We start from the raw sequence: 1,715 nt of genomic DNA, 5'->3' as shown, positions 1-1,715 counted from the left end.
CATCGGGTGTCTGACACCGGATGGTCCGGATGGTTCCGGGTCAGGAGCAGGATTCGGTGGCGTCGGGGACGATTCCGTAGACGATGTCCTCGGTCTCGACGATGCCGACGGTCGTGGACGTCTCGGGCGTCGTTTCCCCGGTCTCGGTCGAGTCCGTCTCCGACTCGTCACCATCGTCATCCGAATCGTCGTCGGGGACGGTGGTGGTCGTCGTGTCCGGATCGATCACCGGAACGGTGGTCTCGGGAGCGCGAGGCGCAATCGTCCCGCCTGCGAGGTCGAGGTCCTGCTCGGGTCGTTCCGCCAGCGACACCTCACCGCGGAACAACCTGATCACGTCGATCATGTTCTGGCTGTCCACGTTGGGCACGAGTACGGCGTTGCCCTGGATCGTCTGGTTCGTCGCCTCGATCTGATACGTCGTGATCTCCGCCGGATCGGTGTTCTGGAGGACCCCGGCGAGTTCGAGGATCCGGTCGATCGTCAACTCGTCGTCGGTGACGATGTACTCCTTGCTCACGTCGAGCAGGGAACGAACGACGTCGGGGGAGAACGCGTTCGAGATCAGCTCGTCGCCCACGCGGCGGATGAAGTCCTGCTGGCGGGAGATGCGGCCGAGGTCGGACGTTCCGTCCCGTTCCCAGATGCCCTCGGGCGTCAGGTACTCCATCTTGCGTGAGCGGACGTAGGCGAGCGCGTGCTCGCCGGTGAACGTGAAGCAGCCGGTCTGTTCCACCACGAGTCCGGTGGCTCCGTCGCGTACCGGTGTGTCGAACGGGACCCCGACGCCGTCGACGGCATCGACCAGCTCCTTGAACGCACAGAAGTCGACCTGCACGAAGTGATCGGTTTCGATTCCGAAGTTCTGCCAGATCGTGTTGATCAGGCGTTGCGGGTTGTCGCGCTGGTACGCCTCGTTGATCCGACCCTTGCTGGACCGGCCGTCGATCTGGACCCACAGATCGCGTGGGAACGACAGCACCGCGACCTGACCGGTGGCGGCGTTGACGCGCCACATCATGATGGTGTCGCTGCGCTCACCGGAACCCTGCCGATCGCCGAAGGCCGCGGCGAATCGAGAGTTCGGATCGAGGCAGGCATTGTTGTCGGCGCCGGTGATGAGGATGTTCTTCGTTCCGGGTTCGGCCTGGGGGAACGTCTCGACCGGAGCCGCCGATTCACCGGTCTCCGGGTCGGGTTCGACGAGCTCGCGATCGTCGTCACTCTCGATGGAGGCATTTTCTGTCGGCGCGCCGGGCGGCGTGTCGAGGCTGACGATCTGGCGGTCCTCGAGCTGCTGTTGGGCGACGAACACCAGCCCGGCTGCGACGAGGCTGGCGAACGCCGCGAACGCGACGCTCGCGATCAACAGCCGCTGCGGCCACGTACGACGGAGACCATCGCGGTCGCTGCTGGTCGTCTCCGCTGCCATGACGACGTGACGATATCCAGCCACGACCCGCGCCGTCGCGCGCTCCCCGCGATCCATCTGTCACGCGGGCTGCGATGTCGCACACCTCCCAGCGCGCTCCGTCCCGCCCGATCCTCTGGTCGATCCCGGATGAATTTCGAGCGATCGGGACGCCTGAGGTCTCGATCACTCGAAATCTTCCATCGTGCTCGGCCCGGTCGGTGAAATCTCGAGTAATCGGGACACCTGAGGTCTCGATGACTCGAAATTTCCGGGGCAGGGCTGGCGGGGCGGGGCGGGGCGG

At 65.3% G+C, this 1,715-nt stretch carries 1 protein-coding gene; it reads right to left on the bottom strand.

The annotated features are described in order from the left end of the window. Positions 1-40: 40 nt before the first annotated feature. A complete protein-coding gene (locus ON45_RS12905; RefSeq protein WP_158412398.1) occupies positions 41-1,432 on the bottom strand; it encodes an LCP family protein in 1,392 nt (463 codons plus the stop codon). Positions 1,433-1,715 lie beyond the last annotated feature (283 nt).

Origin of the sequence: Ilumatobacter nonamiensis YM16-303 (genome assembly GCF_000350145.1) — a bacterium.
GTDB classification, from domain to species: Bacteria; Actinomycetota; Acidimicrobiia; order Acidimicrobiales; family Ilumatobacteraceae; genus Ilumatobacter_A; species Ilumatobacter_A nonamiensis.
The sequence above is the reverse complement of the archived record's forward strand: the minus strand, read 5'-3'. Positions and strand labels throughout refer to the sequence as shown.